This window comes from Streptomyces incanus (assembly GCF_042656345.1).
In the GTDB taxonomy this organism is placed as follows: domain Bacteria; phylum Actinomycetota; class Actinomycetes; order Streptomycetales; family Streptomycetaceae; genus Streptomyces; species Streptomyces incanus.
On record NZ_JBHSPC010000008.1, the window covers coordinates 11,712 to 32,133 of the forward strand.

Annotated in this window: 20 protein-coding genes, 1 tRNA gene and 1 pseudogene; 10 read left to right on the forward strand and 12 right to left on the reverse strand. The window is 68.7% G+C overall.

Annotated features, from left to right (window positions below):
* The first annotated feature begins 2 nt into the window (after nt 1–2).
* Together ACFP2V_RS02210 and ACFP2V_RS02215 are read left to right on the forward strand one after the other, a co-directional pair.
* Nucleotides 3–887 (forward strand): hypothetical protein, encoded by an 885-nt coding sequence (locus tag ACFP2V_RS02210; RefSeq protein WP_381204596.1) that lies wholly within the window; start codon nt 3–5, stop codon nt 885–887.
* Nucleotides 854–2,065, forward strand: coding sequence for a DUF418 domain-containing protein (locus tag ACFP2V_RS02215; protein ID WP_381204598.1), 1,212 nt, complete (start codon nt 854–856; stop codon nt 2,063–2,065). Before ACFP2V_RS02210 ends, ACFP2V_RS02215 begins: the two co-directional genes overlap by 34 nt.
* Before the next feature lie 170 nt (nt 2,066–2,235).
* On the opposite strand, the gene ACFP2V_RS02220 is transcribed toward ACFP2V_RS02215, so the two are convergent.
* The 5 genes from ACFP2V_RS02220 to dnaK all read right to left on the reverse strand — a co-directional run bounded on the left by ACFP2V_RS02220 (nt 2,236) and on the right by dnaK (nt 8,186).
* Nucleotides 2,236–3,342, reverse strand: coding sequence for a sugar ABC transporter substrate-binding protein (locus tag ACFP2V_RS02220; RefSeq protein WP_381204600.1), 1,107 nt, complete (start codon nt 3,340–3,342; stop codon nt 2,236–2,238).
* A 580-nt stretch (nt 3,343–3,922) separates the two neighbouring features.
* On the reverse strand, nt 3,923–4,375 hold the full coding sequence (locus tag ACFP2V_RS02225) for a heat shock protein transcriptional repressor HspR (protein WP_381204602.1): 453 nt from the start codon (nt 4,373–4,375) through the stop codon (nt 3,923–3,925).
* A 5-nt stretch (nt 4,376–4,380) separates the two neighbouring features.
* The gene (gene dnaJ, locus ACFP2V_RS02230; RefSeq protein ID WP_381204604.1) at nt 4,381–5,574 is read right to left on the reverse strand and encodes a molecular chaperone DnaJ; all 1,194 of its coding nucleotides are present in this window, start codon (nt 5,572–5,574) and stop codon (nt 4,381–4,383) included.
* A 90-nt stretch (nt 5,575–5,664) separates the two neighbouring features.
* Nucleotides 5,665–6,336, reverse strand: a complete 672-nt coding sequence (gene grpE, locus ACFP2V_RS02235; RefSeq protein ID WP_381204606.1) for a nucleotide exchange factor GrpE — start codon at nt 6,334–6,336, stop codon at nt 5,665–5,667.
* On the reverse strand, nt 6,333–8,186 hold the full coding sequence (gene dnaK / locus ACFP2V_RS02240; protein ID WP_381204609.1) for a molecular chaperone DnaK: 1,854 nt from the start codon (nt 8,184–8,186) through the stop codon (nt 6,333–6,335). Before dnaK ends, grpE begins: the two co-directional genes overlap by 4 nt.
* A 606-nt stretch (nt 8,187–8,792) precedes the next feature.
* On the opposite strand from dnaK, the gene ACFP2V_RS02245 reads away from it, so the two are divergent.
* From ACFP2V_RS02245 to ACFP2V_RS02255, 3 genes are all read left to right on the forward strand, one after another.
* Entirely contained in the window at nt 8,793–11,099 is a 2,307-nt protein-coding gene (locus tag ACFP2V_RS02245) for a (Fe-S)-binding protein (protein ID WP_381204611.1), read from the forward strand.
* Between the two features lie 205 nt (nt 11,100–11,304).
* Entirely contained in the window at nt 11,305–12,369 is a 1,065-nt protein-coding gene (locus ACFP2V_RS02250; RefSeq protein WP_381204613.1) for a Yip1 family protein, read from the forward strand.
* A 115-nt stretch (nt 12,370–12,484) separates the two neighbouring features.
* The gene (locus tag ACFP2V_RS02255) at nt 12,485–13,108 is read left to right on the forward strand and encodes a LysE family translocator (protein WP_381204615.1); all 624 of its coding nucleotides are present in this window, start codon (nt 12,485–12,487) and stop codon (nt 13,106–13,108) included.
* Nucleotides 13,109–13,160: 52 nt separating this feature from the next.
* Here the strand turns inward: ACFP2V_RS02255 and ACFP2V_RS02260 are convergent, their stop codons facing one another.
* Nucleotides 13,161–13,688: a phosphoribosyltransferase gene (locus ACFP2V_RS02260; protein ID WP_381204617.1), complete on the reverse strand. Its 528-nt coding sequence runs from the start codon at nt 13,686–13,688 to the stop codon at nt 13,161–13,163.
* 5 nt (nt 13,689–13,693) lie between these two features.
* The gene (gene dcd, locus ACFP2V_RS02265) at nt 13,694–14,269 is read right to left on the reverse strand and encodes a dCTP deaminase (protein WP_381204619.1); all 576 of its coding nucleotides are present in this window, start codon (nt 14,267–14,269) and stop codon (nt 13,694–13,696) included.
* Nucleotides 14,270–14,796: 527 nt separating this feature from the next.
* On the opposite strand from dcd, the gene ACFP2V_RS02270 reads away from it, so the two are divergent.
* Nucleotides 14,797–14,870 (forward strand) — tRNA-Gly (locus ACFP2V_RS02270).
* Nucleotides 14,871–14,949: 79 nt separating this feature from the next.
* Here the strand turns inward: ACFP2V_RS02270 and ACFP2V_RS02275 are convergent.
* From ACFP2V_RS02275 to snpA, 5 genes and pseudogenes are all read right to left on the reverse strand, one after another.
* Complete coding sequence (locus ACFP2V_RS02275) at nt 14,950–16,116, reverse strand: tyrosine-type recombinase/integrase (RefSeq protein ID WP_381204621.1); 1,167 nt, start codon at nt 16,114–16,116, stop codon at nt 14,950–14,952.
* Nucleotides 16,116–16,307 carry an excisionase family DNA-binding protein gene (locus ACFP2V_RS02280; RefSeq protein ID WP_381204623.1) on the reverse strand — a complete coding sequence of 64 codons (192 nt, stop codon included), beginning with the start codon at nt 16,305–16,307 and terminating at the stop codon, nt 16,116–16,118. The genes ACFP2V_RS02275 and ACFP2V_RS02280 overlap by 1 nt, the downstream gene beginning before the upstream one ends.
* A 94-nt stretch (nt 16,308–16,401) precedes the next feature.
* Nucleotides 16,402–16,542, reverse strand: a pseudogene (locus ACFP2V_RS02285) (transcriptional regulator); the annotation flags it as partial.
* Between the two features lie 230 nt (nt 16,543–16,772).
* Nucleotides 16,773–17,111, reverse strand: a complete 339-nt coding sequence (locus tag ACFP2V_RS02290; protein ID WP_381204625.1) for a transposase — start codon at nt 17,109–17,111, stop codon at nt 16,773–16,775.
* Nucleotides 17,112–17,240: 129 nt separating this feature from the next.
* Nucleotides 17,241–18,005, reverse strand: a complete 765-nt coding sequence (gene snpA / locus ACFP2V_RS02295) for a snapalysin (RefSeq protein WP_381204627.1) — start codon at nt 18,003–18,005, stop codon at nt 17,241–17,243.
* Between the two features lie 722 nt (nt 18,006–18,727).
* Here snpA and ACFP2V_RS02300 point away from each other — a divergent pair.
* The 4 genes from ACFP2V_RS02300 to ACFP2V_RS02315 all read left to right on the forward strand — a co-directional run bounded on the left by ACFP2V_RS02300 (nt 18,728) and on the right by ACFP2V_RS02315 (nt 19,901).
* Nucleotides 18,728–19,033, forward strand: a complete 306-nt coding sequence (locus tag ACFP2V_RS02300) for a transposase (protein ID WP_381204629.1) — start codon at nt 18,728–18,730, stop codon at nt 19,031–19,033.
* Entirely contained in the window at nt 19,030–19,293 is a 264-nt protein-coding gene (locus ACFP2V_RS02305) for a hypothetical protein (RefSeq protein ID WP_381204631.1), read from the forward strand. Before ACFP2V_RS02300 ends, ACFP2V_RS02305 begins: the two co-directional genes overlap by 4 nt.
* Nucleotides 19,245–19,574 carry a DDE-type integrase/transposase/recombinase gene (locus tag ACFP2V_RS02310; protein ID WP_381204688.1) on the forward strand — a complete coding sequence of 110 codons (330 nt, stop codon included), beginning with the start codon at nt 19,245–19,247 and terminating at the stop codon, nt 19,572–19,574. The genes ACFP2V_RS02305 and ACFP2V_RS02310 overlap by 49 nt, the downstream gene beginning before the upstream one ends.
* 168 nt (nt 19,575–19,742) lie before the next feature.
* Nucleotides 19,743–19,901, forward strand: a complete 159-nt coding sequence (locus ACFP2V_RS02315; RefSeq protein ID WP_381204690.1) for a hypothetical protein — start codon at nt 19,743–19,745, stop codon at nt 19,899–19,901.
* Nucleotides 19,902–20,422: the final 521 nt, after the last annotated feature.

The following is a 20,422-nucleotide window of genomic DNA, read 5'->3' on the forward strand; positions in this document are numbered from 1 at the left end:
TGGTGACCAACGAGGCGGATACCGCCACCCATGATCGCGCGGTCCCGGTCGTCCCCCTGGCCGGGACCGCGCTCAAACGGGCTGTGAACTTCGAATGGCTGAGGTTGAAGGGCCTGCGCTCAACCTGGGCCGTGCTGGGGTCGCTGACCGTTCTGGCTCTGCTCAACGGCGTGCTGCTCCCGATGGAGGCAGCCGAGTCGGAGAGGGGAGGGCAGCCCTTTGTCGAGGTCGCCCGGCTGGTCGACACACTGCAGTTCAACGCAATCGCCATGCAACTCCCCCTCAGCGCTTGGTTCTTGGTGTTCGTATTCGGAACTGGCCCGATCGCCTCGGAGTTCAGGCACCGGACGGCGCGCACGGCCTGGTTGACGGTGGGCAGCCGTGGTCTGTCGTATGCGGCCAAACTCCTCGTGGGAGCGCTGGGCACGCTGACCGGTTCCACCGTTGCCCTCGGCCTCGGCATCGCCGCAGGCTCGACCGCCCTCACCGTGCGAGGGCTTCCACAGCCCGACTGGCCGGCGGCCTTTGGCCCTCTGCTGAGGTACCTGATCGTCATGACGTTCCTGCCGATACTGGCCGGAGGCCTGGCCTCGCTGGTCCGAAGCCGACTGGTGGCGGTTCTCTCCATCATCCTGTGGCCGCTTCTCCTCGAGCGAATATTCGGCCTGGCCGTCGCATCCGTCACAGGTGCCGACGAGGTCCGGTCCTGGCTCCCGTTCGCAGCCGCCCGGGCGGCGATGAACGGCGCGGAGCAACCGGACGGGTTCACCAGGGCGCTGATCGGCAGTGACCTGGCCCCCCTGACAGGTCTGAGCACATTCTGCTTCTACGCGACCGTTCTCGCGTGCTGTGGATGGCTGGGCTACCGGCGGCGGGCGGCCTCATGAGCCCGAGCACCTCGGTGTCCGCCCGGCGCCTGCCCGGCGTCGACGCACTCCGGGGATTGGCGCTGTTGGGCATCCTCATGGTCAACAGCACGCAGATCATGGATCCCTATGCGTCGGAAGGGGTTCGCGAGCCCGGCGCGGCCTTTGTGGACAGTTTCGCCATGTGGCTGGTGACGGCACTGGCCACCACCAAGTTCTACCTGTTGTTCTCGTTCCTGTTCGGCTACAGCTTCACGCTCCAGATGGCCTCGGCCGACCGGGAGAACGCGAACTTCACACCACGTTTCCTGCGCCGGTCACTGGGCCTGCTGTCGCTGGGCCTGGTGCACGCCGTGCTGTTGTACAACGGCGACATCCTCATGACCTACGGCCTCCTCGGACTGGTCCTCCTGTGCGCCCGGCGGATCACACCGGCCACCGCGGTGAAGACCGCCGCCTGGATCTACGGGATCTTCGGTGTCGTCCTGACGTGTCTGGGCGCACTCGCGGCCTTCGACCCCCATGGGAGCGGCGTCGACCGAGGGAAGATCGCAGAAGCCGTGAGCGCGTACCGCGGCGATGCGGGAACGGTCCTCCAGGCGAATCTGGACCGATTCCCGGATGCCGTCCTCGGTGTCCTCATCATGGCCCCGGGGGTTCTTGCCGCCTTCCTTCTCGGGCTGGCCGCAGGCAAGCGGGCCCTGCTCGCGCGCGACGGCACATCCCGTTCCCAGCTGATCCGGTGCGCCACCGTCGGGCTGCTCATCGGGGGACCGGGAGCGTTCTTCTTCGCCTCCGCCTCGCTGGGGCCGCTCGGTGAGCGATGGCAGTACCTGGGACTTGGCGTGGGCATACTGACGGCTCCCGCCCTGACGTGCGCCTACGCCTGCCTGCTGCTGCTCCTGCTCCGCTCGTCACGGGGAGACGGAATCCGGCAGTGGCTCGCCCCAGCAGGCCGGCTGGCGCTGACGAACTACCTGACGCAGTCCGTGATCCTGACCGTCCTCGCGACCGCGTACGGTTTCTCTCTCTACGGGCGCATGGGCACTGCCGCACTGATGGTGCTCGTGTGCGCCGTGTACGGCCTTCAACTCGCGATCAGCACAGCATGGTCGCGGCGGTTCCGGCACGGCCCCGCCGAGTGGTTGCTCCGGACCGTCACCCTGGCGGGCCCGCCACGAAGACGTGCCGACCGGTGAGGGATCCGCGGGCTCCCGGTGGTGCGGGGTGGCCGAACACCGACGGCCCTCCCGCACCACCGGCCGCAGACCGGTGGTGCGGGAGCCTGCGGAAACAGCGCTGCCGGGGAGCGCGGTGATCCGCGCTCCCCGGCAGGACGTTCCACGGCCCGGCGGCCCGGGCGGGAAGGTTACTTCAGCCCGGCCTTGTCGCACGCCTCCTTGTAGGCGGCCGTGCAGATGTCCGAGAGCTTGTAGATCCCGTCGGCGACGACCGTGTCCGCGATGTTCTCCTTGGTCAGGGCGACCACGGGCACGAGCTTCGCCGGAATGTCCTTGTCGGTGGGGCTGTCGACGCGGTCGCCGGTCAGCGCGTCGAACTGGATGGCCTTGCCCTGGATCCGCGCCACCGCGATCTCCGCGGCGTTGTCCGCCTCGGTCGGGTAGGACTTGTAGACGCTCATGAACTGGTCGCCCAGGAGGATCCGCTGCACGGCGGCGAGTTCGGCGTCCTGGCCGGTGATCGGGGGCATCTCGGTCACCCCGGCGGCCTTCAGCGCCTTGATGACGCCGCTCGCCATGCCGTCGTTGGCGGAGTAGACCGCGGCGATGTTGCCGACGCCGATCGCGGTGATCGCCTCGGCCATGTTGGCCTCGGCGTTCTCCGGCTTCCAGTCCTTGGTGTCGTAGGTCTTGGCGATGGTCACCGCGTCCTGGAGCTCCGAGAGCGCCCCAGCCTTGAACTGCTTGGCGTTCGGGTCGGTCGGCGAGCCGTTCATCATGACGATCTTGCTGGTGACCCCGCCGTCACCGCCGAGCGCCTCCAGCAGGGAGCGGCCCTGGACCTCGCCGACCAGCTCGTTGTCGAAGGAGATGTACGCGTCGATCGGACCCTCGGCCAGCCGGTCGTAGGCGATGACGGGGATGCCCGCGTCCTTGGCCTTCGTCACGTCCTCGGCGATGGCGTGCGCGTCGACCGCGTCCAGCACGATGACGTCGACCTCGTCCTTGATCATCTGCTGCATCTGGCTCGACTGCTTGCCCGCGTCCGCATCGGCGTTGGCGTAGTCGACCTTGCCCTTGTGGCTGGTGAGCTCCTCCACCTTCTTCTTGAAGATGGGGTAGTCGAAATGCTCGTACCTGGTGTTGGCCGTTTCCGGCAGCAGGAGCCCGATGGTGACATCGTTCCCCTTGGTGGGGCTCGCTCCGTCGCTGCTCCCCGTCGCGTTGAGTGCGCCGCAACCGGCGAGCATGACGGACATCGAGGTGACGGCAACCGATATGGCGATACGACGCATGCGAGGGCTCACTTCAGTGCGTTTTGGACGTGGGCACAACATTGCGGCCCATGTGACTGAAAAGCCAACGCTCCAGCGACTACTGGCGTCAAGACCAACTACTTAACGAGATGAACACAGCACCGTGCGCTGAAGTCGTGTGGGCTCGGCGAAAGACTCGCACAGATCACCTACATGCGCACACACGTGCTGCTCACAGCCGTGCGCGGGGCGTACGCGGGGGCGCACGGGGCTTTGACTGACAAGCCGTCAACAGTGCGCGCACAGGCGAGGCCTGGAGGTTCGACGGACCCTCCAGGCCTTCGGGGCACTTCACTTTCGCGTCAAACGGAACGTCCCCGTCAGGCCGGGGCTGTCACACGGGACCACTCTCGTCACAGCGTCACCGCACCGCGCCGACGCTTTCACGCCGGCCGCCGGTGGCCGGATGCCGGTCGTCGATATCCGGCCACCGGTCACCGGATATCGGGCACCGGATGCCGTCGACGGCCAGCGGCTGTCCGGCCCCCGACCGACGGCGCTCAGGCGCGGGCCGTGAGGGCAGCGAGGGCCGCGAGGGCCGTGTGCACCGCGCCGGCCGTCAGTCGGGCTGCTGCTGGCGCTTGGGTCGCCACACCACCAACGCGCTGGTCTGCTGGACCTCCTGGTACGGCACCAGGTCCCGGCGGTACGACGCGTGCACCGCCGCCTCGCGCTGGCGCATGGTCGCCGCCACGCCGTCCAGGGCACCCTCCAGGTCCGCCACCCGGGCCTGGAGCGCGGCGACCTGGTTCTCCAGTTCGATGATGCGCTTGATGCCGGCCAGGTTGATGCCCTCGGTCTGCGACAACTGCTGCACCTGACGGAGCAGCTCGATGTCACGGGCCGAGTAGCGGCGGCCCCGGCCCGCGGTGCGGTCCGGCGAGACGAGCCCCAGACGGTCGTACTGACGCAGCGTCTGCGGGTGCAGCCCGGAGAGCTGGGCTGCCACCGAAATGACGTAGACCGGGGTGTCCTGCGTCAGTTCGTACGGATTGCGTCGACGACCGTCCATCGCCCTCAAGCTCCCTTCGCGGCCTGGAACAGCTCCGCCCGCGGATCCTCATCCGCGGTCGCCTCGCGATACGCCTCCAGTGCGTCACGAGCCTTCCCCGACAGGTCCTTGGGAACACTCACCTCGACGGTGACCAGCAGATCACCGCGCGAGCCGTCCTTGCGGACCGCTCCCTTGCCGCGTGCCCGCATGGTCCGCCCGTTGGGCGTCCCCGGGGGCAGCTTCAGCGTGACCGGCGGACCGCCGAGCGTCGGGACACGGATCTCGCCGCCGAGCGCCGCCTCCGAGTAGGTGACCGGGACGGTGACGGTGAGATTGTCGTCCTTGCGGCCGAACACCGGATGACTGCCGACGTGCACGACCACGTAGAGGTCACCCGCCGGGCCGCCGCGCTCGCCCGGAGCGCCCTTGCCGCGCAGCCGGATCCGCTGGCCGTCGCTGACCCCCGCGGGGATGCGCACCTGCATCGTCCGCGAGGACTTGGCCCGGCCGCTGCCCTTGCAGATGTCGCAGGGGTCCTCCGCGATCAGGCCGCGGCCCTTGCAGTCGGGGCACGGGTCGGTGAGCGAGAAGCCGCCGCCGCTGCCCCGGGCGACCTGTCCGGTGCCGACGCAGGTCGGGCACACGCGCGGTGTGCCGTTCTTGTCGCCGGTGCCCGAGCAGGCCTTGCACGCCTGCTGGGAGGACATCCTCAGCGGGACCGTCGCCCCCTCGATCGCCTCGGTGAAGCTCAGGGTGACCTCGGACTCGATGTCCTGGCCGCGCCGGGGCTGGGTACGCGTGGTGCCCGTGCCGCCGCGGTTGAACAGACCGCCGAAGACGTCGCCGATCCCGCCGCCGAAGCCGCCGGCACCGGCCTGACCGCCGCCCTGACCGCCCTGGCCGCCCCCGAAGAGGTCACCCAGGTCGAAGTTGAACGATCCGGCACCGCCCGCTCCCGGCCCCGCGCGGAAACCGCCGTTGCCGAAGAGCGAGCGGGCCTCGTCGTACTCCTTGCGCTTCTTGGGGTCGCCGAGGACGTCGTTCGCCTCGGAGATCTCCTTGAACCGCTCCTCCGCCTTGGCGTTGCCCTTGTTGGCGTCCGGGTGGTACTCGCGGGCGAGCTTCCGGTACGCCTTCTTGATCTCGGCCTCGGTGGCGTCCTGAGGGACGCCGAGGACCTTGTAGTAGTCCTTCTCGATGAAGTCCTTGGTACTCATCCCCGACGTCCCTCCTCTCCTGCCCTGCCGGCCTTTCCTGACCTGCTCGTCCTGCCCGCCTTCGCCGGCGTGCGGACGCCGGCGAAGGCGTCAGCCCTCCTGAGGGCCACCTGTCTCCTTGTCGTCCGCCGCCGCCTCGGTGCCCTCCTCGGCCTGCTTGCCCGGCTGGGCACCCGGCTGCGGCTCGGCCACCGCCACCCGCGCGGGGCGGATGATGCGCTCGCCGATGCGGTACCCGGGCTGCAGGATCGCCACGCACGTCGTCTCGGTGACGTCCGGGGCGTAGGAGTGCATCAGGGCCTCGTGGATCGTCGGGTCGAAGGGCTCGCCCTCCTTGCCGAACAACTGCAGGCCCATCTTCGCCACGGTCGACTCCAGCGACTCGGCGACGGACTTGAACCCGCCGACCAGCTCGCCGTGCTCCCGCGCGCGGCCGATGTCGTCGAGCACGGGCAGGAGCTCGGTCATGAGGTTCACCGCGGCGACCTCCTTGACCGCGATCCGGTCGCGCTCGACCCGGCGGCGGTAGTTCTGGTACTCGGCCTGGAGCCGCTGGAGGTCCGCGGTGCGCTCACTGAGCGCCGTACGCACCTGGTCCAGCTGGGCCACCAGCCCGGCATCGGGCCCCGAGTCCCCGGCCGGGGCCGCCGCCTCCTCCGCGGAGGGGGTGGCGGCCTTCGGCTCGGCGTCGTCGGCCGGAACGCCTGAGGGGACGTCGGGCTGCTGCGACTGTTCGTCGAAGCCCGGGGTCTCCTCGGTCACGCCGCACCGTCCTTACGTTCGTCGTCCACGATCTCGGCGTCGACCACGTCGTCGTCCGCCTTGGCGTCACCGGCACCCGCACCGGCTCCGGCCCCGCCGCCCGCGGCCTGGGAGGCCTGCGCGTCGGCGTACATGGCCTGGCCCAGCTTCTGGGAGACGGCCGCGACCTTCTCCGTGGCGGTGCGGATCTCGGCGCTGTCGTCGCCCTTCAGCTTCTCCTTCAGCTCGGCGACGGCGCCCTCGACCTCGGTCTTGATCTCGCCGGGGACCTTGTCCTCGTTGTCCGCGAGGAACTTCTCGGTCTGGTAGACGAGCTGCTCGCCCTGGTTGCGGGACTCGGCGGCCTCGCGGCGCTTGTGGTCCTCCTCCGCGTACCGCTCGGCCTCCTCACGCATGCGGTCGACCTCGTCCTTCGGGAGCGAGGAGCCGCCGGTGACGGTCATCTTCTGCTCCTTGCCGGTGCCGAGGTCCTTCGCCGTGACGTGCATGATGCCGTTGGCGTCGATGTCGAAGGAGACCTCGATCTGCGGGACGCCACGCGGCGCCGGCGGCAGACCGGTCAGCTCGAACATGCCGAGCTTCTTGTTGTACGCGGCGATCTCGCGCTCGCCCTGGTAGACCTGGATCTGCACCGACGGCTGGTTGTCCTCGGCCGTCGTGAAGATCTCGGAGCGCTTCGTCGGGATCGTGGTGTTGCGCTCGATCAGCTTGGTCATGATGCCGCCCTTGGTCTCGATACCGAGGGACAGCGGGGTGACGTCGAGCAGCAGGACGTCCTTGACCTCGCCCTTGAGCACACCGGCCTGGAGCGCGGCGCCGATCGAGACGACCTCGTCCGGGTTCACACCCTTGTTGGCCTCCTTGCCGCCGGTCATCTCCTTGACGAGCTCGGCGACGGCGGGCATGCGGGTGGAGCCACCGACGAGAACGACGTGGTCGATCTCGGACAGCGCGATGCCGGCGTCCTTGACGACGTTGTTGAACGGCGTCTTGCAGCGCTCCAGCAGGTCTGCGGTCAGCTGCTGGAACTGGGCGCGGGTCAGCTTCTGGTCGAGGTGCAGGGGACCCTCGGCGGAAGCGGTGATGTAGGGGAGGTTGATCGTGGTCTCGGTGGACGAGGACAGCTCGATCTTGGCCTTCTCGGCGGCCTCACGGAGGCGCTGGAGCGCCATCTTGTCCTTGCCGAGGTCCACGCCGTGGCCGGACTGGAACTGCTTGACCAGGTAGTCGACGACGCGCTGGTCCCAGTCGTCACCACCGAGGTTGTTGTCACCGTTGGTGGCCTTCACCTCGACGACGCCGTCACCGATCTCGAGCAGCGAGACGTCGAACGTACCGCCGCCGAGGTCGAAGACCAGGATGACCTGCTCGTCCTTGTCGAGGCCGTACGCCAGGGCGGCGGCCGTCGGCTCGTTGACGATGCGCAGCACGTTCAGGCCGGCGATCTCGCCGGCCTCCTTGGTCGCCTGGCGCTCCGCGTCGTTGAAGTACGCCGGGACGGTGATGACCGCGTCGGTCACCTTCTCGCCCAGGTACGCCTCGGCGTCCCGCTTCAGCTTCTGGAGCACGAAGGCGCTCATCTGCTGCGGGTTGAAGTCCTTGCCGTCCAGGTTGATCTTCCAGTCGGTGCCCATGTGGCGCTTGACCGACCGGATGGTCCTGTCGACGTTGGTCACGGCCTGACGCTTGGCCACCTCACCGACCAGCACCTCGCCGTTCTTCGCGAAGGCGACGACGGAAGGCGTGGTCCTGGCGCCCTCGGCGTTGGTGATGACGGTGGGCTCGCCGCCCTCCAGAACGCTGACGACGGAGTTAGTCGTGCCCAGGTCGATGCCGACCGCACGTGCCATTTCGATTCCTCCAGCTGACTTGAGTGGAACAGACTCAAGCATGCCTGACGTCCGGCGCCGGGTCAATAGAGCTGAGTCGGCCGGACTCAACTCTTATCCGCTCCTTACGCGCAACCAGGCGCTGACCTGCGGCTCCGCGCGGGGACGAGGCGGGAGTCACCCGCCGGAGGCGGGTCCCCGGCGGCATCGGCGGCGACGTCGCGACCGCCTCGGCGGTCACGCCGGTGACGGCATCGGCGACCACGCGGCGGGGGGCGGCGGGGGCGACGACGGCGCGCGGAAGCCTCGCGCGAAGACCGCCGAGGCGCCGCGCGCAGGTACCCGCGGGCCGCCAGGGCAGTGGTGTCAGGACAGCGGTATACGGATACAAGTGTGCGTCACAGATATAAGTTAGTGGCGTATGCCCCGTTTTGACGATCGTCACGCGGCCGCGCCCGGGGTGCCTCCCAAGGCAAGCCTCAGCGACTCAGATCACCCCGCGCCCGGCTACAGTGCGGCTGGGGTTAGGGGTAGTCTCAAACGGACTGCATAAGTTACTGATTAGTAATGTCGGGAATTCCGTGGCAGGAGCCCCCGACCAAACCCTCGCAGGCCCGAGGAGCCCCCATGCAACTCGCCGCGATCATCGTGTCGCTGGTCCTGACCGTGGTCGGCGTTGCCCTGCTCGCACGCGCGATCGGCCAGTTCGTCCGGTACTTCAAGCTGGGCCAGCCGGTCCCGGCCGGTGCCCGGACCGACAATCCCTACCAGCGCAGCGTGACCCTGGTGCGGGAGTTCCTCGGTCACACGCGCATGAACAGGTGGGGTGTCGTCGGCATCGCCCACTGGTTCGTGGCCGTCGGCTTCCTGACGCTGCCGCCGACCATCGTCACCGCCTACGGCCAGCTGTTCCGGGCCGACTGGACGCTTCCGGTGCTCGGCGGCTTCCTTCCGTACGAGATGTACATCGAGTTCATCGGCTCGATGACGACCCTCGGCATCCTGACGCTGATGGTCATCCGCCTGCTGAGCCTGCCCTCGCGGCCCGGCCGCAAGTCGCGGTTCACGGGCTCGAAGATGGGCCAGGCCTACTTCGTCGAGTACGTCATCCTCATCATCGGCCTCGCCATCTACGTACTGCGCGGCCTCGAGGGCGCGCTGCACCACGTGGACGGCTACGAGGCCGCGTACTTCGCGTCGTACCCGCTGGTCCTGGCCTTCAAGGGCCTGTCCGTCGCGACGCTGCAGACCCTGGTCTACCTCTTCGCGATGATCAAGCTGAGCACCACCATGATCTGGATGATCACGGTGTCGCTCAACACCAACATGGGTGTGGCCTGGCACCGCTTCCTCGCCTTCCCGAACATCTGGTTCAAGCGCGAGGCCGACGGCGACACCGCCCTGGGCGCCCTGCAGCCGATGACCTCGGGCGGCAAGCCGATCGACTTCACCGACCCCGGTGACGACGACGTCTTCGGCGTCTCCCAGGTCGAGCAGTTCTCCTGGAAGGGCCTGCTCGACTTCTCCACCTGCACCGAGTGCGGGCGCTGCCAGTCGCAGTGCCCCGCCTGGAACACCGGCAAGCCGCTCTCCCCCAAGCTGCTGATCATGTCGCTGCGCGACCACGCGCACGCCAAGGCCCCCTACCTGCTGGCCGGCGGCGGCAAGACGACGGAGGGCGAGGAGAAGGCTTCGGCCGAGGCCCTGAAGGACGTGCCCGCCGCCGCGCTGGCCGAGGCCGAGCGCCCGCTGATCGACACCCTCGAAGAGGGCGGCGTCATCGACCCGGACGTCCTGTGGTCCTGCACCACCTGCGGCGCCTGCGTCGAGCAGTGCCCGGTCGACATCGAGCACATCGACCACATCGTCGACATGCGCCGCTACCAGGTGATGATCGAGAGCTCCTTCCCGTCCGAGGCGGGCACGATGCTCAAGAACCTGGAGAAGAAGGGCAACCCCTGGGGGCTGGCCAAGAAGCAGCGCCTTCAGTGGACCAAGGAGGTCGACTTCGAGATCCCGGTCGTCGGCCAGGACATCGAGGACCTGTCCGAGGTCGAGTACCTGTACTGGGTCGGCTGCGCCGGCGCCCTCGAGGACCGCGCCAAGAAGACCACCAAGGCCTTCGCCGAACTGCTGCACATCGCGGGCGTCAAGTTCGCGATCATGGGCGGCGACGAGAAGTGCACCGGCGACTCCGCCCGCCGCCTGGGCAACGAGCCCCTGTTCCAGGAGCTCGGCATGGAGAACGTCATGTCGCTGAACACGGCCTTCGGCGAGGAGACGGACGACGAGGGCAACGTCACCGAGGAGTCGAAGAAGCCCAAGGCGGCGAAGAAGATCGTCGCCACCTGCCCGCACTGCCTCAACACCCTCGGCAACGAGTACCCGCAGCTCGGCGGCGACTACGAGGTCATCCACCACACCCAGCTGCTCCAGCACCTCATCGACGAGGGCAAGCTGATCCCGGTCACCCCGGTCGAGGGCCTCATCACCTACCACGACCCGTGCTACCTGGGCCGGCACAACAAGATCTACACGCCGCCGCGCGAGATCATCGCCAGCGTCCCGGGCCTGCGCAACGAGGAGATGCACCGCCACAAGGAGCGCGGCTTCTGCTGCGGCGCCGGCGGTGCGCGGATGTGGATGGAGGAGCGGATCGGCAAGCGCATCAACGACGAACGCGTCGACGAGGCCCTCGCCCTGAACCCCGACATCGTCTCCACCGCCTGCCCGTTCTGCCTGGTCATGCTGACCGACTCGGTCAACGGCAAGAAGGCTGCGGCCGAAAGCGGCTCCGCCGTGGGCGTCAAGCCCAAGGAGTCCATCCAGGTCGTCGACGTCGCCCAGCTGCTGCTGGAGTCGGTCAAGACGCCGCTCGACCCGGCGGGCGAGTCGGAGGCGGAGAACGCCCCGGAGCCGGAGCCGGTGAAGTAGGCACGTAAGCGCAAAGGCACGAAGGCACGAAGGCACGAAGGCACGAAGGCACGAAGGCACGAAGGCACGAAGGGGCCGTCCAGGAGGGCGGCCCCTTCGTCATGCCCCCGTAGGACCACACGAGCAGCGTGCCGACGACCGGTCCGTCCTGCGTAGGACCGAACCCTACCCAGGACGGAGAGCGGAGCTGACTGCCCCTTAGGGGATGTCACAGCTCGGCCGCAAAGGCGGCCCCGAGACCCCGGGCCCGGCCCACCGCTCCCCGGGACCAGGTACGTTCGATGACGTGGCTGGATTCAGGATCGGACGCGGCCGGGACAACAACGGCGCTCCTCACGCGCAACCGCAACACCCTCCGTACGGGCAGCAGACGCCGCAGGGACCGTCGTACGGCTCCCCGCAGGCACCGCAGCCGTACCCACAGCAGCCGCCGTACGGCGGGGGCGGCAACGGCGGGGGTGGCAACGGCGGCGGCAGCCCGTGGCCGCAAGTGAACCGCGGCCCCGGTCGCCCCGGTGGCGGCTACGGCGGTCAGCACGGTCACGGCGGCGGCCACGGCGAGCCGGAGTACTTCGGCGACGGCGGCCCGCACCCGGGCGGCCCGCAGGCGGGGTACGACCCGTACGCCGCCAACAACCCGGGCCACACCCAGGCCTTCTCGGTCAGCGAGGACCCCTACCAGCAGGGCGGTACGTACCACGACGGCGCGGCTGCCCCGGGACCCGTCGGCCCGCCCCTGCGCTGGAAGGCCCTGCTGAAGGGCATCGTCACCGCCCCCGACCAGACGTTCCTGAGGATGCGCGACTACACGATGTGGGTCCCCGCCCTCATCGTCACGCTCCTCTACGGCCTGCTCGCGGTCTTCGGCTTCGAGGGCGCCCGCGAGGAGGCGATCGGCGCCACCCTGGCCAACGCCGTCCCGATCGTCCTGACGACGGCCGTGGCGATGGTGATCAGCTTCTTCGTCCTGGGCGTGGTCACCCACACCCTGGCCCGCCAGCTCGGCGGCAACGGCGCCTGGCAGCCCACGGTCGGCCTGTCCATGCTGATCACGTCCATCACTGACGCACCCCGGCTGGTCTTCGCGATGTTCGCGAGCGGCGACGCCACGTTCGTCCAGCTCCTCGGCTGGGCCACCTGGATCGCGGCCGGCGCGCTGCTCACCCTGATGGTCAGCCGCTCCCACGACCTGCCCTGGCCGAAGGCCCTGGGCGCGTCCGCGATCCAGCTGATCGCCCTGCTGTCGATCGTGAAGCTGGGCACGTTCTGAGCCACGGGACGGAACATGTGAAGGGGGTTCCCGATCCGGGAGCCCCCTTCTTCGACCAGCCCGGGCACATGGCGTATTCGGGGAGGGCCGATCGGTCGCGTGGGATGATGCGCCCATGCTCGTACAGCTTCTCGCCGCAGCGGGTGTGCTCGCTGTCCTGACCATGGTTCCCGGCCCGGACATGGCTGTCGTGACGAAGCGAGCCATGGCCTGCGGCTGGCGGGACGGACTGCGGACGGTCGGCGGTATCACCGCAGGGCTGCTCACCTGGGGCGTCCTCACCGTGGCGGGACTGGCGGCCGTGCTGGCCGCGTCCGCCACGGCCTACACGGTCGTCAAACTGGCCGGAGCCGCCTACCTGATCTTCCTCGGCGCACAGTCGCTGCTGGCCGGTCGGCGGGCCCGTACGGGTACGCCGTCGGCTACCGCCGACCCCGCGCCGAAGGGGAACCCGTGGCGGACCGGTCTGGTCAGCAACGTCTTCAATCCGAAGGTCGCCGTCTTCTACACCGGTCTGCTGCCGACGCTCGCGCCCACCGGCATGTCACCCCACGCGGGAATGGCCGTCCTCGTCCTCCTGCACACCGCGCTCACCCTCATCTGGCTCGGTGGCTACGTGATGGTGCTGGCGAAGGCCCGCGCGCTCTTCGAGCGGCCCGTGGTGCGGCGGGCCATGGACCGCGTGACCGGCGTCGTTCTGATCGGTTTCGGCGTCAAGGTCGCCGCGACGCACCCCTGACCGGTCGCCGCCCGTACGGCCCCGGCGCAGGCAGGCAGGTGGGCGAGCCGGTCTACAGCGCCTCTTTCGAAGGCGCGACCGGCTCGCCCGCCTTGCGCACCGGAGGCAGCACACTCCACGGGAAGTTGATCCAGTCGTCGGTCCGCTTCCAGACGTACTCGCACTTCACCAACGACTGCGTCTTCTCGTAGACGACGGCGCTGCGCACCTCGGCGACGGCGTCGAGGCAGAAGTCGCGGACGAGCTTGAGCGTCTTGCCGGTGTCGGCGACGTCGTCGGCGATCAGCACCTTCTTGTCGGTGAAGTCGATGACGTTGGGCACGGGGGCGAGCATGACCGGCATCTCGAAGGTGGTGCCCACTCCGGTGTAGAACTCGACGTTCACCAGGTGGAGGTTCTTGCAGTCGAGGGCGTAGGCGAGCCCGCCGGCGACGAAGACACCGCCACGCGCGATGCTCAGCACGATGTCCGGCCGGTACCCGTCGTCCACGATGGCCTGTGCAAGCTCACGGACGGCCACACCGAACTGTTCGTAGGACAGGTTCTCCCGCAGGTCGCTCGCGCCACTCGCGCCGCTCACGTCACTCACACCTGCGTCCGGTGGAAGTTCAGGTAGGACCGGGAGGCCGTGGGCCCGCGCTGTCCCTGGTACCGGGAGCCGTACCGCTCACTGCCGTACGGGGCCTCGGACGGCGAGCTGAGCCGGAACAGGCACAGCTGGCCGATCTTCATGCCGGGCCAGAGCTTGATCGGCAGGGTGGCGAGGTTCGACAGCTCCAGGGTCACGTGCCCGGAGAACCCGGGGTCGATGAACCCGGCGGTCGAGTGCGTGACCAGCCCGAGCCGCCCCAGCGAACTCTTCCCCTCCAACCGCGACGCGAGATCGTCGGGCAACGAGATGACCTCGTACGTACTGGCCAGGACGAACTCGCCCGGATGCAGGATGAACGGTTCGTCCCCCTCCGGCTCCACGAGCCGGGTCAGCTCCGCCTGCTCGACGGACGGGTCGATGTGTGGGTACCGGTGGTTCTCGAACACCCGGAAGTAGCGGTCGAGGCGCACGTCGACACTGGACGGCTGCACCATGGATTCGTCGTAGGGATCGACCCGTACCCGCCCGGCATCGATCTCGGCCCGGATGTCCCTGTCTGAGAGAAGCACGCCCCGAGGATACGCAAGGCGCGCGGACCGGCCACAATCGCCGTCCCACGCGCCCACGCCCTGTTGCCCCTGCCGGTCCCCCGTGCCCTCGCTACCGCTTCTGGTAAGCGACCGGCACGACGCTGCGAAGCCGCGCACAGCGCGGACACCGCAAGAGTCGGCCGGGGCCGAGTCGCTCGGCCTGCTGCATCGGGAACGAGGCGGCGGTAAACACGTGCCCATCGGCACAGCGGACGACGGTGCGCTCCATCAAGTCCAAGAGTCCCTTCCCCAAGAGCCGCGTCTGGCTTCCTGCCCTGACGCCAAAAGGCACATTACGGGATCAAAGAGACGACCCTCCAGGCGGCACTCCGACCCCGCCCGGCCCCTCACCACACCACACCGTACGCCCCAACTCCGGCCCCCCGTACCCACTTCCGCACCTTGAACGCCATCAGGCCCCCGGGGCCTGAAACACCGGGGACCTGCCATGGGGTAGAGTGACCGAGCATCCGGCCACTGGTCCGCTCTGGTGGCCTGGATCACACGCGGGTGTAGTTTAATGGTAGAACATCAGCTTCCCAAGCTGAGAGCGCGAGTTCGATTCTCGTCACCCGCTCCAAGTGAAACCCCCAGGTCAGAGACCCGGGGGTTCTTTGCTGTCTAGACCGGTGAGCGGGTGCCGCACCACAACCGCACCATTAGCTCGCCGACGGCTCCTCCTTGTGGTGCGCACGGTCGTCGTTGTGGTGCTTCGCACGTTCGACCCGCACGAGGTCGTCCAGCCCGGCGGCGACCTCCCGTTGCCGCTCTTCGTCGGAGTGCTGGTAGATCAGCGCCGCTTTCTCGGAGGACTGGCCGGCCCGCACCATCGTGTCCCGGAGGGTGGCACCTGAGCGGGTCGACAGGGTGTGTCCGGTGTGACGAAGGTCGTAGAAGCGGAAGCCGTCCGGGAGACCGGCGACCTCGCGAGCCCGCCGCCACTTCCGCCCGAAGATCGTACGCCGGAAGGCCGCGCCCTTCTCCCCCACGAAGACCAACCCGTCCGGGCCCTTCTCGGCGAACCAGTCGAGGTGCCGCTTCACCTCCTTCCGGAGGAAGACCGGGAGGACGACCACGCGAGCGCCCGCGTCGGACTTGGTCGGCCCGGGTGCCCGCTTGCCGTTGGTTCGCTCCGGCTCGGCGACCCGCACGCGGATCACGAGGTTGTCGACGTCGACGTCCCGACGGCGGAGGCCGGCCAGCTCCTCCGGCCGCATCGGACCGTAGGCGCCGAGGTAGACCATGAGCCGCCAGCGGATACCGATCGCGTCGGCGAGCGCGTCGACCTGGGCGACGGTGGCGATGCGCCGTTCCGCCGCCGACTCCTTGCCCGCCCCCTTGATCCGGCACGGGTTGCGCGTGATCAGGTCGTCGTCGACGGCCGTCTCGAGAATGCCCCTGAGGAGGCGGTACGCCTTGGCAACGGTGGTCTTGGCCTTGGTGGCGCGGAGCCGTTCGGCGCGCCACTCACGCACGCGCGGAGCCGTGATCTCGTCCAGGTCGAGCCCGCCGAACGCCGGGAGGATGTGCAGGCGGAGCAGGTGCCGGTACAGATCCTCGGTCCGAACAGCCAACTCCCGCTCCTCGACCCACTTCTCGGCGTAGACGCGGAAGTTGACGGCCCCGGCATCAGGGGCGCGCCAGTCCCCGCAGCTGAGGTCCGCCTCGACCTGGGACAGCCAGATCTCGGCGTCCTTCTTGGTCGCGAAGGTCTCGTCCGCACGGATGCGCTCACCGTCGGGCCCGAGGTATGAAGCCGTCCACCGTCCAGACCGGTACTGCCGCACCGCACCGAAGCGCCGACGTCTTCCCTTCTTGTTGGCCATCAGGCAGCCCTCCGCAGTCCGGCGCGGCGGAGCCTCACCGGTTCCACGGTGTGGGCGGCGAGGTAGTCGCGTACGGCGCTCTCGGGGATGCGGACGTGTCGGCCGACCTTCACGTACCGGATGCGCCTCTCCTCGATGAGCCGCCGCGCGAAGCGGGCACCCGTACCGAGGCGTTCGGCGACCTGGTCCACGGTGAAGCGGGTGTCGCAGGTTCGAATCCTGCCGGGGGCACCAGCCAAAAGGCCCCGGACCGATCATGGTCCGGGGCTTTTTGGCGGTTCGGTTTCAGGCGGCGTGGGGGGTGAAGGTGACGCGGGAGTCGCCCTCGTCGATGGCCAGGTTCAAGGTGCCGTCCAGGGCCTTGGCCAGGCGTTGCAGCAGCGGGAGCGTCGGCACGGTGTCGCCGCCCTCCATCCGGGACAGCGGACAGGCCGTCGCTCTCGCGCAGGTCCGCGGGGAGGCGCGGGGCCCTGTAGGTCCGATGGGAGCGCTCGTGGTGCCCGCGGATCTTCTCCGTGAGCTCGGCGGCCTCGCGCTGCCGACGGGAGGGGCGTGGTTCTTCCAGGCGTGGTAGCCCTGTCATGACACATCCGGCCGCCGGGCCGTGAGGGAGACGTCGTGGTGTGCCGTGTCCTCGTCGATCAGCCGGTGGCAGATCACCGGCTGGTCTCCCGGACGAAGAAAACCGTGGCCGTACGGAGGATCTCCTTCTCCTCGCGCAGCTGCTTGACCTCGCGGCGCGGCTGGGCGAGTTCTTCCTTCTCGTCGCGGGTCAGGCCGGGGCGTTCCCCGGTGCCCACCCGGCCCTGGTCGGCCCGGGTGGGGATGGTCTGGGCGGACGGCTCGAACTCCTTCGCCGGCGCCTCCGGCGACCGGCCTACCCGAACCAGCTCGACCGTCTGGCGACGGAACTCCGGCGGGTAGGCCGGACGCGTCCTCGGCCCGATGAACTCCTCCTTGCGGGACTCAGTGCCCCGAAGCGAAAGGCAGCCCATCGAACCGGGACAACTTCACACAAAGCACCAGCACCTGTCGGCCGGCCTGCAAGAGTGCTCAGACGACCGTCTTGAGCATGCGACTGAAGCAGTCCTCGACAGCGAGCCGCCTCCCGCCTGGGAACGCAATCAACTCCGGGACGTGCTGTGGAGCGGATGCCATGGACCGTGGCTCGGCGCCACAGTCCGTACCGGCGGTGCAGCGCTCAGGGAGTCAGCGGGCCGGTCCACCGTGACCGGGGCCTGCGCGAGTCCGGTGGCCCACAACTGGTCGACACGCGAGCGCTCGGTGACGTTCGGGTAGAGGTTGGTGCAGGACGAGCCGCCGCCGGCGCCTGACATCAGCTCACTGCACGGCCCGCTGTAGTTGTCCGGCAGGCCCAGCACGTGCCCGGTCTCGTGGGTGGCGATGCGGACCGAGTCGTGCTGCTGGTTCTGGGCGTAGTCGAGGAAGATGTAGCCCTTGCCGAGGCTGCTGGTGTAGGCGTGGGAACCCCGCGGGTCGTTGCCCTCGCGGTAGGAGAAGTCGGCACCGCCCGACGTCTCCTGGAGCTTGACGTTGGACACGGAGCTGTTCCAGATGGAGGCCGCGCTCGATATCTGCGAACGGAAGCTCGGTGCCTGGGAGGCGTTGTAGTAGACAGTCACTGCCTGCGCGTTCGGCTGGGCGGCGCGCTTCTCGGCGATGGACTTGAGCACGGCCTCGGAGAACGCCTTGTTGTTCGCGGCCTCCTTGACCGACCCGGCGTACCGTGCCACGGAGGCACCAGAGGCAGCGGACGGGGTGGCCGCCGTCTGGGCGCTCGCCGGCACCGCCGCTCCCAGCGCGCTGGAGGCCAGACCCAGGCCGAGAGCGAGGGCGAGGAACCTCGCGGACGTTCGGGACAACTTCATATGGGGGGGCTCCTACTCACTTGGTGACGCCAGCACCCGGTGCGCGGTCGACTCCGCGTGAACACCGATTCCGCACTGCGGCGACATCCTGTGAGTCGCCATTCTTAGAACGGCTCGACAGGGAGCGCAAAGGGTCCCGCCACTACGTCGTCTCGTAGGCCCCGGGACCTCGTCAGGGCAGTGCACGGGTCCCCGGTTCCGCCCGTGGCGGCAGGAGGAGAAGCTGTCGCAGCGTCAGAAGCCTTACACCACAGGGCAGCGGGCGTACGGGCCGACCGGGCGGAATTCCGGGACATGCGACAGGGTCCCCACATGGGCCAAAACGGACAAATCCCCAGATATTAGCCACGTCGCGTCTACTAAGTACGCCGGTTGATTGATGGAGCGCTGTGACCGACATCATGAAATATGCCCTTCTGTCCCTTCTGTGCTCCACCGGCCCCGAGTCGCCCCAGGGAGTCATCCTCGATGTTGACGTTGGGCGGCACCCCTCACCGCCGAGCCGCCACCGCTCAGTCCTGATCAGGAGGGAAGCCGGGCCCGCCGTGCAGCCCGGCGAGCGGCTGGAGGAGAGGTCGCTCGGTTCCTCGCCCACCTCCAGCAGCGTGTCCGCCGCACTCAGTGGCTTCGGGACTACGCGGGCCGGGCTGTCGTCTGGGCTTGATCCGCTTTGACGGACACCGGAGATCAAGGGCTTCGGCCCCGGAAGGGTGATGTCCGTCATGGAGAGCAGGGGGAAGAAGCCGCGCCCCCGCCGCTCGTTCACGCCGGAGTTCAAGGCCGAGATCGTCGAGCTGTGCCAGCGCGGTGACCGCTCGATCGGTCAAGTCGCCAGGGACTTCGACCTGACCGAGACCGCGGTGCGGGACTGGGTCAGGCAGGCCGAGGTCGACTCGGGCGAGCGGGAGGGCCTGACCAGCGGTGAGCGCGAGGAGCCGGCCCGGCTGCGGCGGGAGAACCGCCGGCTGCGGGAGGACGTGGAGATCCTCAAGCGGGCCACGGCTTTCTTCGCGACGGAGACCCGGTGAGCGTGCACCTGTTCATCGAGGCGGAGAAGCAGGCAGGACACAGCGTCAAACGGGCGTGTGAGCTGCTGAAGGTCTCCCGTGCCGCCTTCTACGCCCGCCGCACCGGCAGGCCCGGCCCCCGGGCGGTCCGCGACGCGGAGCTGACCGAAAAGATCGCCGAGGTTCACGCCACCTCGCGCGGTGCTTATGGGCTCCGCGTATTCACGCCGTCCTGCGACGCGATGGTGAGCGGTGTGGCCGGCGTCACATCGCGCGGCTGATGCGGCAGGCCGGGCTGACCGGCCGGCACCGCAGACGCCGCCACCGCACCACGATTCCGGACCCGCACGCGGCCACCCGTCCCGGCCTGGTCCTGCGGGACTTCCGGCCGGACCCGGCCGCGGTCGGCCAGCGCTGGTGCGGCGACATCACCTACACCCCGACCGAGGAGGGCCGGCTCCACCTGGCCACCGTCATCGACATCGCCTCCCGCCGCGTCGTCGGCTGGGCCACCGCCGACCATCTGCGGGACCCAACTGGTCGCCGACGCGCTGCGGGCTGACTGCCAGACCCGGCGCCCGGCCAGTGCGGTGGTGTTCCACTCGGACCGCGACTGCCCGTGCACCCGTCGCGAATTCGCTGATGTCGCCCGCGAGTTCGGCGCCCGTCTGTCGGTCGGCCGCACGGTCAGTGCTGGGACAACCCGCTCGCGGAGTCCTTCTTCGCCACACTGAAGCGGGAAGTACTCGGCGATCGGCCGTGGCCCGGCCGGGCAGCCGCCCACACTGCGATCTGTGAGTGGATCGAAAGTCGGTACACCTTGCGAAGGCTGCACAGCAGCCTCGGTCACCGCAGTCCCGCCGAGTACGAAACCGTCCTCGCGGCCTGACCACCACACCGATGGTGTCCGTCAAAGCGGAACAAGCCCACGTGGGGGGCTGGGCAGATTGGCTCGCTGTCGGCTGAGCACTCAGAATAGGACCATGCCTCGCAAGCCGCGTCGTAGCGAGTCGTTTCAGCAGTTCCTCACATCGATGGAACCAGCTGATCCGCGCGAACAGTGGGTACCCGTAGTTGAGCCTGGTGTGATCGACCAGCACGCCGGAGCTCGGTGGCAGCTGAAGCGTGGTCCTCTGGACGTTCGGGTAGCTCGGCGATTGGCCACCTCAGCATCATTGATGGCCGTCAGGCCCGGGGCGAGTACGAGGCTCCAAGACGTCCCCGTTGACCAGCGCGCCGTTACCTGGGCGCGCGCAGAGCAGCGCTACGAAGGTCCGGGAGGGGTCGTCAAAGGCCCGGATTGGCCGATCGAGCCGGTGTATAACGCGTACGAGTTTGAATCGGACGACGGCCGTTCGATGTTGCTCCTGGATGAGTCTTGCTAGACCTGTACAGCAGCGAGGTACAGCA

Bases quoted from the DNA above. Each gene is read 5' to 3' on its own strand.
- ACFP2V_RS02225 (WP_381204602.1), bottom strand. From the start codon at position 4,375: ATGGACGGTCGTCGACGCAATCCGTACGAACTGACGCAGGACACCCCG.
- ACFP2V_RS02300 (WP_381204629.1), top strand. From the start codon at position 18,728: ATGGAGAGCAGGGGGAAGAAGCCGCGCCCCCGCCGCTCGTTCACGCCG.
- ACFP2V_RS02255 (WP_381204615.1), top strand. From the start codon at position 12,485: ATGCTCGTACAGCTTCTCGCCGCAGCGGGTGTGCTCGCTGTCCTGACC.
- snpA (WP_381204627.1), bottom strand. From the start codon at position 18,005: ATGAAGTTGTCCCGAACGTCCGCGAGGTTCCTCGCCCTCGCTCTCGGC.
- ACFP2V_RS02250 (WP_381204613.1), top strand. From the start codon at position 11,305: ATGTCACAGCTCGGCCGCAAAGGCGGCCCCGAGACCCCGGGCCCGGCC.
- dnaJ (WP_381204604.1), bottom strand. From the start codon at position 5,574: ATGAGTACCAAGGACTTCATCGAGAAGGACTACTACAAGGTCCTCGGC.
- ACFP2V_RS02215 (WP_381204598.1), top strand. From the start codon at position 854: ATGGCTGGGCTACCGGCGGCGGGCGGCCTCATGAGCCCGAGCACCTCG.
- ACFP2V_RS02275 (WP_381204621.1), bottom strand. From the start codon at position 16,116: ATGGCCAACAAGAAGGGAAGACGTCGGCGCTTCGGTGCGGTGCGGCAG.
- dnaK (WP_381204609.1), bottom strand. From the start codon at position 8,186: ATGGCACGTGCGGTCGGCATCGACCTGGGCACGACTAACTCCGTCGTC.
- ACFP2V_RS02290 (WP_381204625.1), bottom strand. From the start codon at position 17,111: ATGGGCTGCCTTTCGCTTCGGGGCACTGAGTCCCGCAAGGAGGAGTTC.
- ACFP2V_RS02220 (WP_381204600.1), bottom strand. From the start codon at position 3,342: ATGCGTCGTATCGCCATATCGGTTGCCGTCACCTCGATGTCCGTCATG.
- ACFP2V_RS02245 (WP_381204611.1), top strand. From the start codon at position 8,793: ATGCAACTCGCCGCGATCATCGTGTCGCTGGTCCTGACCGTGGTCGGC.